Raw genomic sequence first — 14,358 nt, 5'->3', positions numbered from 1 at the left:
TCCCCTCAACGGACGTAACGATGACGCGAAGCCCCACTCGCCGCCTGCTTGCCCTCGCCCTCGCCTCGGCGCTGTCCGCGCCCGCCTGGGCGCAATTCTCCGCGACGCCGCAAACGTCGCCGGTCCCGCAGAGCGCAGACGCCTTCACCGTCACCGACATCCGCATCGACGGCCTGCAGCGCATTTCGGCCGGCACCGTGTTCACCTACCTGCCGATCGAACGCGGCGACACCATCGACCAGGCGCGCAGCGCCGCGGCGATCCGCGCCCTGTACAAGACCGGCTTCTTCGAAGACGTCAGCCTCGGCCGCCAGGACGGCATCCTGGTGGTGACCGTGGTCGAGCGCCCGGCGATCAACAAGTTGACCTTCACCGGCAACAAGGACATCAAGACCGAAGACCTGATGAAGGGCCTGAAGGACATCGGCCTGGCCGAAGGCGAAACCTTCGACCGCATGGACCTGGACGGCGTCACCAAGGAGCTGGTGCGGCAGTACAACAACCGCGGCAAGTACAACGTCGAAGTCACCCCCACGGTCAGCAAGCTCGACCGCAACCGCGTCGACGTGACCGTGGCGATCAAGGAAGGCAAGGCCGCCAAGATCCGCCACATCAACCTGATCGGCAACGAGCTGTTCCCCGAAGAGGACATCCGCGAGAGCTGGGAATCGCGCGAGCACAACTGGCTGAGCTGGTACAAGCGCGACGACCAGTATTCGCGCGAAAAGCTCGACGGCGATTTCGAGAAGCTCGACCAGTGGTACCTGGACCGCGGCTACGTCGATTTCAGCCGCGATTCGGCGCAGGTGTCGATCAGCCCGGACAAGCGCGACATGTTCGTCACCGCCGGCATCACCGAAGGCGAGCAGTACAAGATTTCCGACGTGAAGGTCAGCGGCGACACCGTGCTGCCGCGCGAGCAGATCGACAAGATGGTGTACGTCAAGCCCGGCCAGATCTTCTCGCGGCGCGTGCTGCAGGCCACTACCGATTCCATCACCTCGGTGCTCGGCAACATCGGCTACGCGTTCGCGCAGGTCAATCCGGTGCCGGACGTGAACCGTGAGAACCGCACCGTCGGCATCGACATGCAGATCGTGCCCGGCCCGCGCGTCAACGTGCGCCGCATCGTGTTCAAGGGCAACACCCGCACCGCCGACGAAGTGCTGCGCCGGCAGATGCGCCAGTTCGAAGGCGCCTGGTATTCGCAGGCCGCGATCGACCGCTCCAAGATCCGCCTGCAGCAGCTCGGCTACTTCGAGACCGTGGACATCGAGACGCCCGAAGTGCCTGGCAGCAGCGACCAGGTCGACGTGGTCGTCAACGTCAAGGAAACCACCTCGGGCAGTTTCCTGTTCGGCGTGGGCTATTCGCAGTTGAGCGGCATCACCACCTCGATCCAATTGACCGAAAGCAACTTCCTGGGCAACGGCAACCGGGTGTCGGTGGCCGCGCAGCGCAGCTCCTACCAGGACCGCTACGACTTCTCGTTCATGAACCCGTACTTCAGCGACAACGGCATGGCGCTGGGCTACAACCTGTGGTGGCGCGAATTCGACTACTCCGACTTCAACGTCGCGCAGTATTCGTCCAAGAGCGGCGCCGCTCAGGCGATCGTCAGCCTGCCGATCACAGAATACGATTCGGTGTCCGGGCTGCTGGGCATCGACAGCAACGAAATCCTGGTGGACAGGGTCTTCGGCAGCACGCCGCAGGAAATCATCGACTACGTGGACGCGGTCGGCCATAGCACCTTCCACGCCTGGCGCGCGCAGATCGGATTCGCCCGCGACACGCGCAACAACGCGATCTTCCCCAGCTCGGGCACATCGCAGCGGATCGTGCTGGAAGCCACGCTGCCGGGTTCGACGGTCGAGTACTACAAGATCGAGTACGACTTCTCCAAGTTCTGGCCGATCAGCCAATCGCTGATCCTCAATACCCGCCTGGACCTGGGCTACGGCGACAGCTACGGCGACGACTTCACCCGTACCCTGCCCGGCGGGCGCGTGGTCACGGCCACCGGCCTGCCGTTCTTCGAGAACTTCTACGCAGGCGGCGTGAGCTCGCAAGGCCGCGTGCGCGGCTATACCGACAACACCTTGGGCCCGCGCGCGCGCAGCTTCTTCGGCACGGGCTTTCCGCAGCCGATCGGCGGTTCGGTGAAGACCGTCGGCTCGCTCGAGCTGTATTTCCCGAAGCTGTTCGACAGCAACGCGGCGCGCATCTCCGCGTTCCTCGACTTCGGCAACGTGTACCGCGACGTCGACAGTTTCGACGCCAGCGAGTTGCGCGCATCGACGGGCATCGCGCTGTTGTGGCGCTCGCCGATGGGCCCGATCTCGATCAGCTACGCGTTCCCGCTGCGCGACAAGCCCGCCGATCCGATCACCGGCTTCCCGGCCGACGAAACCGAACGTCTGCAGTTCACCTTCTCGGGCGGCCTGTAAGCGTTTTTCGCGCCGTTCGTGGTGCCGATTCCCGCCCCGCAGGCACGTGAAAACGTGCCTGCTCCGGCGGGCTCTGGCAACATAGCCGGATGAACAGCTATACCGTCGCCAACCTGGCCGAACGTTTCGGGCTGCGCCTGCAGGGCGACGGCGCGACGCGCATCGACGGCGTGGCCACGCTGGCCGGCGGCGGCGCGGGCAAACTCGCCTTCCTGGCCAATCCGCGCTACCGCCCGATGCTGGCCGGCACACCGGCCGCGGCCGTGGTCCTGCGCGAGGCCGATGCGGCCGGCAGCCCGGTGACGGCCCTGATCGCCGACGATCCTTACGCCGCCTTCGTCAAGATCGCCTCCTTGTTCGAAACGCGCCGCGCCGCGGCGCCCGGCATCCATCCCAGCGCCAGCATCGATCCTTCGGCCACGATCGATCCGGGGGCTTCGGTGGGCGCGTTCGTGTCGATCGGCGCACGCAGCACCGTCGCCGCAGGCGCCGTCGTCGGCTCCGGGTGCGTGATCGGCGAGGACTGCCATATCGGCGCCGACTGCGAGCTGGTCGCGCGCGTCACGCTGGTGGTCCGGGTGAAACTGGGCAAACGCGTGCTGGTGCACCCGGGCGCGGTGCTCGGCGCCGACGGCTTCGGCCTGGCGATGGAACACGGCCATTGGATGAAGGTCCCGCAGTTGGGCGGGGTGGACATCGGCGACGACTGCGAGATCGGGGCCAATACCACCATCGATCGCGGCGCCATCGACGATACCGTGCTCGAAGAAGACGTGCGCCTGGACAACCAGATCCAGATCGGCCACAACGTCCGCATCGGCGCTCACACCGCCATGGCCGGCTGCGCGGCGGTCGCCGGCAGCGCCACCATCGGCCGCTACTGCCTGATCGGCGGCGCCGCGGGCATCCTCGGACACCTGGAAATATGCGACCGGGTGATGGTGACCGCAATGAGCCTGGTCACCCACTCGATCCGCGAACCGGGCGAATACTCGTCCGGCACGCCGTTGATGGACAATCGCAGCTGGCGCAAGAACGCGGCGCGTTTCAAGCAACTCGATTCGATCGCCCGGCAGGTCCAGGCAAGCAACAAGGAAAAAGGATGAGCGCTTCCCCCGCCCTGCCCCTCGACGCCGTCGGCATCCAGAAGCTGCTGCCGCATCGCTACCCGTTCCTGCTGGTCGACCGAGTGGTCGAACTGGAACCGTTCAAACGCGTGCTGGCGTACAAGAGCGTGACCATGAACGAGCCTTTCTTCCAAGGCCATTTCCCGGGCCATCCGGTGATGCCGGGCGTATTGGTGATCGAGGCGCTGGCGCAAGCCGGCGGACTGCTCTCGCAGCTGTCGCACGGCACCAGCGCGGACGGAAAGTTGTTCTATCTGGTCAAGATCGACAACGCCAAGTTCTCCAAGATGGTGGTGCCCGGCGACCGCCTGGAACTGGAAGTCACGCTCAAGCGCACGATCCGCAACATGGCCATGTACCAGGGCATCGCGCGCGTGGACGGCGAACAGGCCGCCTGCGCCGAGATCCTCTGCGCCGAGGTCAAGGACTGACGTGGCCGACGCTTCCATCCACCCCAGCGCCGCGGTCGATCCCGGCGCACGCATCGGCCGCGACGTCAGCATCGGCGCCTTCACCGTCATCGGCCCTGAAGTGGAGATAGGCGACGGCACGCGTATCGGACCGCACTGCAGCGTGCACGGGCCGACGCGGATCGGTCGCGACAACCGCATCGTCGGCCACGCCGCGATCGGCGGCGAGCCGCAGGACAAGAAGTTCAAGGGCGAACGCACCGAACTGATCGTCGGCGACCGCAACACCATCCGCGAATTCGTCACCCTCAACCGCGGCACCGGCGACGGCGGCGGCACGACCCGGATCGGCGACGACAACTGGATACTGGCCTACAGCCACGTCGCCCACGACTGCATCGTCGGCAACTTCTGCATCTTCTCCAACAATTCCACGCTGGCCGGCCACGTCGAAATCGGCGATTACGTGATCCTCAGCGGCTTCGCCGGCATCCACCAGTTCTGCCGCATCGGCGCGCACGCCTTCATCGGCATGGGCGCACTGGTGAACGGCGACGTGCCGCCGTTCGTGATGGTGGCCGCGGACGAGTACGGCCGGCCGCGCGGCATCAACAGCGAGGGCCTCAAGCGCCGCGGCTTCGACGGCGAGCGGATCGCGGCGATCAAGCGCGCCTACCGCACCTTGTACATGTCCGGCGCCAATCTGGCCGATGCGCGCAAGCAGTTGGCCGACATGGCGCGAGAGAGCGAAGACGTACGCGCGTTTTCGGAGTTCATCGAGCGAGGCGAGCGACCGTTGCTGCGCTGATCCGCTCCAATCTCCGTAAGAGCGGCTTCAGCCGCGAGCTCTTGGCCAGCCCTGTCGTGCGTGGAAAAGCTCGCGGCTGAAGCCGCTCTTACGAAGATCGAGAGCAAGAGCAAATCTCCGCCAACCCCTCTTTTTTCAAAGAGGGGGGCAAATGCGGCAAACTAATGTTTCGCCGCCCGCACCGAGAGCGCCTTGCCAAGTTCAGAGCCAACAAGCCCTATTCATGGCGGAAAGCGTTTCGCCCTGGTCGCCGGCGAAGCCTCCGGCGACCTGCTCGGCGCCGGCCTGATCGAACAACTGCGCGCGCGCTATCCGGACGCGGAATTCGCCGGCGTGGGCGGCGACGCGATGCGCGCAGCCGGATTGGACGCCTGGTACGACGCGCAGGAGCTGGCGGTGATGGGCCTGGCCGAAGTGCTGCGCCATCTACCGCGATTGATGAAACTGCGCCGCGAATTGCGCGAACGCCTGCTCGCATGGAAACCCGACGTTTTCGTCGGCATCGATGCGCCCGACTTCAACCTCGGCCTCGAACGCTGGCTCAAACAGCGCGGCGTGCGCACCGTGCATTACGTCAGCCCGTCGGTCTGGGCTTGGCGCGAAAAGCGTGCGGAAAAGATCGGTCGCAGCGCCGATCGCGTGCTCTGCCTGTTCCCGATGGAACCGGCGATCTACGCGCGCCACGGCGTCGACGCGCGCTTCGTCGGCCACCCGCTGGCGGACGAAATGCCGCTCGACCCCGATCGCCACGCCGCCCGCGACGCGCTGGCGCTGACCGCGGACACGCCGATGCTGGCGCTGTTGCCGGGCTCGCGCCTGGGCGAGATCCATCGGCTCAGCGGCGACTTCCTGTCGGCCGCCTTGCTGACGCTGCGCTCGCAGCCGAACCTGCGCATCGTCGCGCCGATGGCGAACGCGGCGGCGCGCGCCGCCTTCGAGCGCGAGCTCGAAGCCCACCCCGATGCGGCGGCGCTGAAGCCGGCATTGCGCATCACCGAAGGCAACGCGCGCACGGCGATGACCGCCGCCGACGTGGTGCTATTGGCCTCGGGCACCGCGACTTTGGAAGGCATGCTGGCCAAGCGGCCGATGGTGGTGGCCTACAAGATCGCGCCGCTCACCTATTCGATCGTCAAGGGCCTGCGCATGCTAAAGGTCGACCACTATTCGTTGCCCAACGTGCTGGCCAACGAAGCGCTGGTGCCGGAGCTGATGCAGTACGACTGCACGCCGGAAAACCTGGCCGCGGCGATCTCCAGCTGGCTGCGCAACCCGACTTCGATGGCGGCGCTGCCGCTGCGCTTCCGCGAGCTGCACCAAGCGCTGCGGCGCAACGCGTCGTTGCGCGCCGCAGAGGCCGTGGCAGAATTGGCGGAACAGCCGAGATTCGGGATTCGGGATTCGGGATTCGCAGCCAAGCCATGAACCTAGCCATCGAATCCCGAATCCCGAATCCCGAATCCCGGCTCCTGGTCGCCGGCGTCGACGAAGCCGGCCGCGGACCGCTGGCCGGACCGCTCGTGGTGGCCGCGGTGGTGTTCGATCCGTCCCGACCGCGCATCAACGGCCTCGACGATTCCAAGCAGCTCGCCGCCGCGCGCCGCGAAACGCTGTATGCGCGGATCGTGGAACGCGCGCTGGCCTGGCAGGTCGTATTCATCGAAGTCGAAGAGATCGACCGCATCAACATCTTCCAGGCCACGATGCGCGGCATGCGCCTGGCGCTGGAAGGCGTATCGCATGCGGCCGGCATCGCCCGCATCGACGGCAACCACTTGCCGCCGGCATTGCCCTGTCCTGCCGAAGCGTGGATCGGCGGCGATGCGCGCGACCGTTCGATCATGGCCGCATCGATCCTGGCCAAAGTCTCGCGCGACCGCGCGATGCTGGAACTGCACGAAACCCATCCCCAATACGGCTTCGACGAGCACAAGGGCTATTCCACGCCCGCGCACTTGGCCGCCCTGCGCGCGCACGGGCCTTGCACGCACCATCGCCGCAGCTTCGCGCCGGTGGCGCAGGCTTTCGAACGCCAGTTGGAACTGCCGCAAATCTGATCGAAGGCTGAATTAGGCCCAAGGTCACTCCCACTTCCGCCTCACGACAAATCGATCGCAACCCCGCAAGCTTTTCGCGCATCCATAGAAAGGCATGGTCGCGCGACTGCCGGCCGATCCCGCGACTTCCCTTCGCAGGCCGGACTGGCAGGAGGTGCGCGATGCGTCCGCAATCCATATATCCGACCGACCGACCGTTGCCGCGCCCCAATGGCGCCGATGGCCGCAGCCACCTTTCCGACAGCCTGAATATCGACGCTGCGCAATTCGCGGCGTTCGATGCGCTACTGCGCGACATCTACCCCGAGGCCGAGCAGGTGGACGCCGCACGCGTGTCGCAACTCGCCGCCTGGCTGCTGTCGCTGCCCGAGGCCGAAGCGCGCGACGTGCTGGACGAACGCCTGTCGCGCATCGAGGAACTGCGCGCCATGGTCGAAGATCCCGACTGGGACTGCGCCGAGGCGGACTGCGCCAGCGTGCGCAAACTGCTGCGTTACCTGGACCAGCCCGACGACCTGATCACCGACACGATCCCGCTATTGGGACAGCTGGACGATGTATTGCTGCTGGAACTGGCTTGGCCGGCGGTTGCCGCCGAGGCCGAGGAGTACCGCGACTTCAGGCTGTACCGCGATACGCTGCATCCGGACGGCGACGGCGCCCAGCGGCGCGCCGCCTGGATCGGGGATCGCATGGCCGCGATCTCGATCCTGCACCGGCGGATGCGGCCCAACGACGGGCTGCATCTGGACGATAGGCAGCGCGGGCAGCGTTTCCGGGTCGCGTAGCAGTGCCTTTCCCTTCTCCCACCGGGAGAAGGTGGCGCATAGCGCCGGATGAGGGTTCGGTGAAACCACGGACGGCCCGACAGCAGCATCGGACTCAAGCCGGCGGCTTCATCGGAATCCTGAACTGCCTCGCTTCGCCGAACCCTCACCCCAACCCCTCTCCCGACGAGAGAGGGGCTTAAACTGTCAAGCCTTGTCCCTGCCCCCGCAGCGGCCTAACCTGCGGGTTCGCCCGCCGGCCCGCCGATGTCCGCACGTTTCGCCCACCTCCACCTGCACAGCGAGTATTCGCTTGCCGATTCGACGATCCGCGTGCCGGAGCTCGTCGCGCGCTGCGTCGCCCTGCAGCAGCCGGCGGTGGCCATCACCGACCGCAACAACCTGTTCGCGCTGGTCAAGTTCTACAAGGCCGCCGAAGCCGCCGGGGTGAAACCCATCGCCGGCGCCGACATCAGCATCGCCGAGGGCGACGAGGCGCCCTCGCGCCTCACCCTGCTGTGCCGCGATCGCGCCGGCTACCTGGCCCTGTCGCGGCTGCTCAGCCGGGCCTGGCTCGAAGGCCATCGCCACGACGGCGTCGTGGTGCGCCCGGATTGGCTGCGCGAAGAAGAATGCACCGGCCTGTTCGCGCTGGCCGGGCGCCACAGCCAGGCCGGACGCCTGGTGGCCGCGCACCGCCAGGACCACGCCGAGCAATGGCTGGCCGATGCGCAACGGCTGTTCCCCGACCGGCTGCATCTTGAACTGACCCGCTGCGATCTCGACGGCGAAGCCGCGTTCAACGAATTCGCGCTGTACGCGGCCGCTGCGCGCGGCATTCCTGTCGTGGCCAGCAACGACGCGCGCTTCCTCGACGCGGAAGGCTTCGAAGCGCACGAGGCGCGCGTTTGCATCGCTTCCGGCCGCGTGCTGGACGATCCCAAGCGCCCGCGCGACTACAGCCGCGAGCAATACCTCAAATCCAGCGAACAGATGGCCGAACTGTTCGCCGACGCGCCCGACGCGATCGACAACGCCATCGATCTGGCGCGGCGCTGCAATTTCGAACTCAGCCTGGGCAAATACTACCTGCCCGCCTTCCCGGTGCCCGACGATCACACCCTGGAAAGCTGGATCCGCACGCAGGCGCGCGAAGGCCTCGCGCAGCGCCTGGAGAAGACGCCGCTGGCCGAAGGCAAGACGCGCGCGGACTACGAGGCGCGGCTGGAACTGGAACTGGACGTCATCATCAAGATGGGGTTCCCGGGCTACTTCCTGATCGTGGCCGACTTCATCAACTGGGCCAAGCAGCACGACATTCCGGTCGGGCCCGGGCGCGGTTCGGGCGCGGGTTCGCTGGTGGCCTGGGCCTTGGGCATCACCGACCTGGATCCGATTCCGTACGACCTGCTGTTCGAGCGCTTCCTCAATCCCGAACGCGTGTCGATGCCGGACTTCGACATCGACTTCTGCATGGACCGGCGCGACGAAGTGATCGATTACGTCGCCGCCAAATACGGCCGCGACCGGGTCAGCCAGATCATCACCTACGGCACGATGGCGGCGAAGGCCGTGTTGCGCGACGCCGGCCGCGTGCTCGGCTTCCCGTACGGCTTCGTCGATGGTTTGGCGAAGCTGATCCCGCTGCAGCCGACCGACCCGATGACGCTGGAAGACGCCATCGGCCGCGGCGAGCGCGCGCGCAAGGATCCGGGCCGCATCGTCGCCGAATTCAAGGAGCGCTACGAGGCGGAGGACGACGTGCGCGACCTCGTCGATCTCGCGCTGGAGCTGGAAGACCTCACCCGCAACGCCGGCAAGCACGCCGGCGGCGTGGTGATCGCGCCCGCGCCGCTGTCCGAGTTCTGCCCGCTGTTCGCCGAACACGACGGCCACGGTCTGGGCCGCAGCCCGGTGACGCAGTTCGACAAGGACGACGTCGAAGCGATCGGCCTGGTCAAGTTCGACTTCCTCGGCCTGCGCACGCTGACCATCATCGACTGGGCGGTGAAGGCGATCAACGCGCGCCGCGCAGCCGCGGGCGAAGCACCGCTGGATATTTCGGCGCTGCCGCTGGACGATGCGAAATCCTACGAACTGTTCGCGCGCGGCGAAACGGTCGCAGTGTTCCAGTTCGAATCGCGCGGCATGCGCGAACTGGTCAAGCGCGCGCGGCCGGACAGGTTCGAAGACATCATCGCGCTGGCGGCGCTGTTCCGCCCCGGCCCGCTCGGTTCGGGCATGGACCGCGACTGGGTGGACCGCAAGCACGGCAACGCCGAAGTCAGCTATCCGCATCCTTCGCTGGAACCGGTGCTGTCGCCGACCTACGGCGTGATCGTGTACCAGGAACAGGTGATGCAGATCGCCCAGGTGCTGGCCGGCTATTCGCTGGGCGGCGCCGACCTGCTGCGCCGCGCGATGGGCAAGAAGAAGCCCGAGGAAATGGCCAAGGAGCGCGCCAAGTTCGAAGCCGGAGCCGCCGAGCGCGGCGTCGATCCGCGCCGCGCCACGCAGATCTTCGACTTGATGGAGAAATTCGCCGAGTACGGCTTCAACAAGTCGCACTCGGCCGCCTATGCGCTGGTCGCCTACCAGACCGCGTGGCTGAAGGCGCACTACCCGGCCGAATTCATGGCCGCGGTGCTGTCCAGCGACATGGACAACACCGACAAGGTGGTCGGCTTCCTCGACGAGGCGCGCGCGCTCAAGCTCAGCGTGCTGCCGCCGGACGTCAACGCGTCCAACTACATGTTCGAGGCGATCGACGATCGCACGGTGCGCTACGGCCTGGGCGCGGTGAAAGGGGTCGGCCGCGGCGCCTGCGAGGCGATCTCGCACGAGCGGCTGCGCGGCGGGGTGTATGCGGACCTGCTCGATTTCTGCAAACGGATCGACTCGACCAAGTTGAACAAGCGCGTGCTGGAAGCGCTGGTGCATTCCGGCGCGCTCGACGCGCTGGGCAGCAACCGCGCCTCGCTGATGCTGCAACTGCCCGAGGTGCTCAAGGCCACCGAACAGCTGGCGCGCGAGCGCGAAGCCGGACAGGTATCGCTGTTCGGCGGCGCCAGCGCCGAACCGCACATCGACGTGGCATTGCCCAATGTCGAAGATTGGCCGCTGACGCAGAAGCTCAACGGCGAACGCGAAACGCTGGGCCATTACCTCAGCGGCCATCCGCTGGATCCGTACCGCGACGAGCTGCGCAGCCTGGTCGGTTACGACCTGGGCGAGCTCGACCGGATCTGGAGCGAGCGCCCGGACGAAGACCGCCGCAGCTGGCGCCCGGAAAAAACCGTGGTGATCGCCGGTCAGGTCGTCGCCCTGCGCAAGAAAGGCGACAGCCAGGCCTTCGTCCAGATCGACGACGGCCGCGGCCGGCTGGAATGCGCCTTCTTCGCCGAAACCTATCTCGAATTCGCGCAACTGCTGACCCGCGACCGCATCCTGGTGATCGAAGGCGGCTTGCGCGAGGACGAATTCAGCGGCGGCTTCTCGCTGCGCGCGCGGCGTTGCTGGGATTTCCAGCAGATCTGCCCGCAAGTGGCGCAACGGCTGTCGCTGCGCCTGGATCTGCGCGTGCCCGGCGCCTTCGAACGTATCGATGCGCTGCTGGCGCGGCACCGGCCCGGCGCTACGCCGATCCGTTTCGACCTGTTGCGCGACGGCGCCGCCGGCACGCTGGACCTCAACGGCAGCCAAGGCGTGCGCGTCGACGCGGACCTGCCTTCCGCGCTGCGCGAGCAGCCGGGCGTGCGGACGGTGAAGCTCACCATGTCGCGGCCCTGGGCGGGCTGAGCTTCAAACCCCTGTCCTGCCGTCTTTAGCCCTCTCCCGCTTGCGGGAGAGGGTTGGGTGAGGGCGCGCGCCAAAGCATCTACGACGAATACTGCTATCGGGACGAATCAACACGCTAAGCATTTTTTGACGCGATCTGGAACTTCGCGCGCCCTCACCCCAGCCCTCTCCCGCAAGCGGGAGAGGGGGGTGAAGCAATGCCGTCCCTTCCACACGGCTGAGTATGGCCCGCTCAGGTAGACTGCCCGCCTCGCCGTTCCATCCGTACCGATGAATCCCAACTACCTCGACTTCGAACAGCCGATCGCCGACCTGGAAGCCAAGATCCAGGAAATGCGGCATGCCAGCACCGGCCCCGCGGTCAACGTCGATGCCGAAGTGCACGCGCTGCAGGACAAATTGCGCCTGCGCACCGCGCAGATCTTCCGCGATCTGACGCCATGGCAGGTGTCGCAACTGGCGCGCCATCCGGCGCGGCCGTACACGCTCGACTACCTGCGCGTGATCTGCGACGAATTCCAGGAACTCGCAGGCGATCGCGCCTTCGCCAACGACAACGCCATCGTCGGCGGCCTGGCGCGCATCGACGGCCGCAGCGTGGTGGTGATCGGCCACGAAAAGGGCCGCGACACCAAGGCCAAGATCCGCCGCAATTTCGGCATGCCCAAGCCCGAAGGCTATCGCAAGGCGCTGCGGCTGATGAAACTGGCCGAGCGCTTCAAACTGCCGCTGCTCACGTTCATCGACACCGCCGGCGCCTGGCCGGGCATCGATGCCGAGGAGCGGGGCCAATCCGAAGCGATCGCGCGCAACCTGCTGGAAATGGCGGAGCTGAAGATTCCCGTCATCTGCACCGTGATCGGCGAAGGCGGCAGCGGCGGCGCGCTGGCGATCGGCGTCGGCGACCGCACCCTGATGCTGGAATACAGCACGTATTCCGTCATCACCCCGGAAGGTTGCGCCTCGATCCTGTGGAAAACCGCGGAGAAAGCCAAGGATGCCGCCGAGCAGCTCGGCCTGACCGCCAAGCGCCTGCACGAGCTGGGCCTGATCGACAAGGTGATCCGCGAACCGATCGGCGGCGCGCACCGCAATCCCAAGCAGATGGCGACGCGCCTGAAAGCGGTATTGCTCAACGAACTGGATGCGCTCGAGCAAATACCGGTGGAACAGCTGCTGCAGCGGCGTTATCAGCGCTTGCGCGGCTACGGCGCCTACGAAGCCGCCTGAGCCCCGGCTTTTGTAGGAGCGGCTTCAGCCGCGAGCTTTTCCCGCAAGAAAAAAATGTGCGGCCGTGGCACCATCCACGCATGCCTTCCCCGCTGCGCACGCACCTCGAACACGCCTTGCGCGGCATGCCGCCGCGGCCGCTGCACATCGGCTTCAGCGGCGGCGTCGATTCGACCGCATTGCTGCACCTGCTCTCCGGCATCGCCGCCGCCCGCGACGCCGGCCTGCGCGCGATCCACGTGCACCACGGTCTGAGCCCGCAGGCGGACGCCTGGGCCGCGCATTGCCGGCGCGTCTGCGATGCGCTCGCCATTCCGCTGACGGTGCTGCGGGTGGAGGTGGCGCGCGACGGCGGCGAAGGCCCCGAGGCCGCGGCGCGCAAAGCACGCCATGCCGCGTTCGGCAGCGTGTTGGGCGAGGACGAAGTGCTGGTCACCGCGCACCATCGCGACGACCAGGCCGAGACTTTCCTGCTGCGCGCATTGCGCGCATCCGGACCCGACGGCCTGGGCGCGATGCGGCCGCTGCGCAAGTTCGGCCGCTGCTGGCTGTGGCGTCCGCTGCTCGGCATTCCGCGTTCCGCTTTGTCCGCTTACGCACGGGAACAGGACCTGAGCTGGATCGAAGACGCCAGCAACGACGACGTATCGCTCGACCGCAACTACCTGCGTCACCGTGTGCTGCCGCTGCTGCGCGAACGCTGGCCGCATGCCGATCCGGCATTCGCGCTAAGCGCGGCGCTGTGCGCGGAATCGAGCGCGCTCTTGGCCGACGGCGACGTCGCGGCGCTCGCCGATGTGCGCAGCCTCGACCCGAACGCATTGGACGCGGAGAGGCTCGAGCGTATCCCGATGGCGCGCCGCGCGCGCGTGTTGCGGCATTGGATCGAAGAACTCGCATTGCCGCCGCTGCCCGCGCAGGGTATCGCTGCGATCGAACAAGACCTTATCGAAGCGGAACCGGATGCGGAAGCCGCCTTCGCCTGGTCCGGCGCCGTCGTCCGGCGCTGGCGCGGCCTTCTTCATGCCGACTGGCAACGCCCCGCATTGCCTGTGGACTGGTCGACCGAATGGGACGGCCGCACGCCGTTGACCTTGCCGGATGGCGGCGAGTTGGCGCTGGAAGGCGCGGATAGGTTCGACCGACCGCTGCGGGCACACGCGCGCCAAGGCGGCGAACGCATCGCCCTGCCCGGCCGCGATCACAGCCATGCGCTGAAGCATGTCCTGCAGGACCTGGGCGTGCCGCCATGGGAACGCACGCGCCTGCCGCTGTTATCGGATGGCGTCGATGTGTTCGCCGCCGGCGACCTGGTCTATTCGGCCGCCTTCGACACCTGGTTGCGCGAGCGCGGCGCACGCCTGGTCTGGCGCATCGCTGCGTCTTCTCTATAACGCGAATTCGCCTCACTGCTTTTGCTCTTGCTTTCATGCCGCCGTCCCCGCGAAGACGGTCATCCAGCGCCTTTGCTTGTTCCCCCTCTTTGAAAGTAGGGGCCGGAGGAGATTTGCTCTTGCTCTGTAGAGCGGAGCTTGCTCCGCTGCCTTTGCTGTTGGGTTCTGGCGATCTGCCGGCCTTCCAGGCCGGCGTTTCGTCCGCTAAAACCGCGGCCGAGTTACTTTCTTTTTGTGGGGCCCAAAAAGAGAAGTAACCAAAGAAAAGGGGCCTTTGGAAGGGATTACGGCGATGGGCTACCCCCGTGTTCTTGGCC

Annotated in this window: 10 protein-coding genes; all 10 read left to right on the top strand. The window is 66.7% G+C overall.

Features of this window, described 5'->3' with window-relative positions; genetic code table 11:
• Positions 1 to 20 precede the first annotated feature (20 nt).
• Complete coding sequence (gene bamA, locus M2650_RS00650; RefSeq protein WP_249469948.1) at positions 21 to 2,450, top strand: outer membrane protein assembly factor BamA; 2,430 nt, start codon at positions 21 to 23, stop codon at positions 2,448 to 2,450.
• 89 nt (positions 2,451 to 2,539) lie between these two features.
• Positions 2,540 to 3,556: a UDP-3-O-(3-hydroxymyristoyl)glucosamine N-acyltransferase gene (gene lpxD / locus M2650_RS00645; protein ID WP_249469946.1), complete on the top strand. Its 1,017-nt coding sequence runs from the start codon at positions 2,540 to 2,542 to the stop codon at positions 3,554 to 3,556.
• Positions 3,553 to 4,008, top strand: coding sequence for a 3-hydroxyacyl-ACP dehydratase FabZ (gene fabZ / locus M2650_RS00640; protein WP_249469944.1), 456 nt, complete (start codon positions 3,553 to 3,555; stop codon positions 4,006 to 4,008). Before lpxD ends, fabZ begins: the two co-directional genes overlap by 4 nt.
• A 1-nt stretch (position 4,009) precedes the next feature.
• A complete protein-coding gene (gene lpxA, locus M2650_RS00635) occupies positions 4,010 to 4,795 on the top strand; it encodes an acyl-ACP--UDP-N-acetylglucosamine O-acyltransferase (protein WP_249469942.1) in 786 nt (261 codons plus the stop codon).
• 192 nt (positions 4,796 to 4,987) lie between these two features.
• Entirely contained in the window at positions 4,988 to 6,220 is a 1,233-nt protein-coding gene (lpxB, locus tag M2650_RS00630; RefSeq protein ID WP_249469940.1) for a lipid-A-disaccharide synthase, read from the top strand.
• The gene (locus tag M2650_RS00625; protein ID WP_249469938.1) at positions 6,217 to 6,852 is read left to right on the top strand and encodes a ribonuclease HII; all 636 of its coding nucleotides are present in this window, start codon (positions 6,217 to 6,219) and stop codon (positions 6,850 to 6,852) included. Before lpxB ends, M2650_RS00625 begins: the two co-directional genes overlap by 4 nt.
• 161 nt (positions 6,853 to 7,013) lie before the next feature.
• On the top strand, positions 7,014 to 7,640 hold the full coding sequence (locus tag M2650_RS00620; protein WP_249469936.1) for a YkvA family protein: 627 nt from the start codon (positions 7,014 to 7,016) through the stop codon (positions 7,638 to 7,640).
• A gap of 246 nt (positions 7,641 to 7,886) precedes the next feature.
• Positions 7,887 to 11,417, top strand: coding sequence for a DNA polymerase III subunit alpha (dnaE, locus tag M2650_RS00615; RefSeq protein WP_249469933.1), 3,531 nt, complete (start codon positions 7,887 to 7,889; stop codon positions 11,415 to 11,417).
• Positions 11,418 to 11,687: 270 nt separating this feature from the next.
• On the top strand, positions 11,688 to 12,647 hold the full coding sequence (locus tag M2650_RS00610) for an acetyl-CoA carboxylase carboxyltransferase subunit alpha (RefSeq protein ID WP_249469931.1): 960 nt from the start codon (positions 11,688 to 11,690) through the stop codon (positions 12,645 to 12,647).
• 80 nt (positions 12,648 to 12,727) lie between these two features.
• A complete protein-coding gene (tilS, locus tag M2650_RS00605; RefSeq protein ID WP_249469928.1) occupies positions 12,728 to 14,041 on the top strand; it encodes a tRNA lysidine(34) synthetase TilS in 1,314 nt (437 codons plus the stop codon).
• Positions 14,042 to 14,358 lie beyond the last annotated feature (317 nt).

The sequence above is a fragment of the Luteimonas galliterrae genome, assembly GCF_023374055.1.
Classification (GTDB): domain Bacteria; phylum Pseudomonadota; class Gammaproteobacteria; order Xanthomonadales; family Xanthomonadaceae; genus Luteimonas_C; species Luteimonas_C galliterrae.
The sequence above is the reverse complement of the archived record's forward strand: the minus strand, read 5'-3'. Positions and strand labels throughout refer to the sequence as shown.

What these genes read in the sequence shown, in the direction of transcription:
- fabZ (WP_249469944.1), top strand. Translation starts at nt 3,553, where the DNA reads ATGAGCGCTTCCCCCGCCCTGCCCCTCGACGCCGTCGGCATCCAGAAG.
- lpxD (WP_249469946.1), top strand. Translation starts at nt 2,540, where the DNA reads ATGAACAGCTATACCGTCGCCAACCTGGCCGAACGTTTCGGGCTGCGC.
- M2650_RS00625 (WP_249469938.1), top strand. Translation starts at nt 6,217, where the DNA reads ATGAACCTAGCCATCGAATCCCGAATCCCGAATCCCGAATCCCGGCTC.
- M2650_RS00620 (WP_249469936.1), top strand. Translation starts at nt 7,014, where the DNA reads ATGCGTCCGCAATCCATATATCCGACCGACCGACCGTTGCCGCGCCCC.
- tilS (WP_249469928.1), top strand. Translation starts at nt 12,728, where the DNA reads ATGCCTTCCCCGCTGCGCACGCACCTCGAACACGCCTTGCGCGGCATG.
- bamA (WP_249469948.1), top strand. Translation starts at nt 21, where the DNA reads ATGACGCGAAGCCCCACTCGCCGCCTGCTTGCCCTCGCCCTCGCCTCG.
- dnaE (WP_249469933.1), top strand. Translation starts at nt 7,887, where the DNA reads ATGTCCGCACGTTTCGCCCACCTCCACCTGCACAGCGAGTATTCGCTT.
- M2650_RS00610 (WP_249469931.1), top strand. Translation starts at nt 11,688, where the DNA reads ATGAATCCCAACTACCTCGACTTCGAACAGCCGATCGCCGACCTGGAA.